At 41.5% G+C, this 1,042-nt stretch carries 1 pseudogene; it reads right to left on the reverse strand.

Annotated features, from left to right (window positions below):
- A pseudogene (locus ACFIL3_RS10455) lies at window positions 1-1,042 on the reverse strand (hypothetical protein); the annotation flags it as partial.

A 1,042-nucleotide genomic window follows, 5' to 3' on the forward strand; every position in this document is an offset into this window, starting at 1 on the left:
TGACTGCAATATCCTTAGCTAGATCAAATTTTATATTATTATTATCTTTGCCTTTGCTAATTTGAAGATTTGTACTTGCCGCTGATAAATCGATCTTGCTCTCTATACCAATAGTTGTAGCATCTGCACCACCAGCAGACAGCTGCCAACCTTTATCTACGTAATCTTGTAATGACTTTATCTGCGCAACATTAGCAGCATCAGTCAGTTCAGAACCAGCTGCTACCCCTATAATTTGTCGCGTTTTCTTCTCGCTGACATCACCAACACTCACAGCACCATAACCACTCTTCCATTGAGCGTCAGCACCTGTTGCATTCGCTTTCTTATTAGGAGAATAGCCAGAAACACCACTAGCCCTATCAGCGACAGCATCTACACCTAGCGCAACACTGTACAACGCGTTCGCTCTTGACCGTCCACCAATAGCGGTAGTACCAGCACCGTTGACTTGCGCGTTGTTGCCAACAATAGTAACAGCCTCAAACAGGTTATTTTGTGAATGTACCTGTATGTTGTTACCAATAGCAATAATATTTAAGCCTTTCGCATTCGGACTTTTCCCCAGTTTTATATCATCACTAGTTGCATACGTACTCACCCTCCTTGCTAAACTATTAACGCCAGACAGCAAAATATCATCACTATTATCGTCCTCAACAGGCAGCATCCACCCTTTTTTAACAAATGTTTTTGGCAATTTTCGCACAGCAATATTATCCGCACTCATGCTTTTATCGTTAACCGCTATTCTTGTAAGCTGTGGCACTTTCTTATCACCAACATTTCCAACTCGCGCAGAACGGCTACCTTCTGTCAAAACATTTACGATAGGACTCTTATCACTCTTACCAGAAAGGGTTTTGGTTAAAAAATTTGCATAATCATCAGAAGCATTCAAACCAGCAACAGAGAGAAGGCTTTGTGGATAAGACACGCCGGTACTTTTTACACCTTCAAGAAATGTGTTTCTAAAATCAGGATTTGCTGAAAAAACAGGCGTAACATTCGATAAGAATGTAGCCGCTGTAGCCAACGAAAG

This window comes from Bartonella sp. CE47NXGY, from assembly GCF_042195415.1.
Taxonomy (GTDB): domain Bacteria; phylum Pseudomonadota; class Alphaproteobacteria; order Rhizobiales; family Rhizobiaceae; genus Bartonella.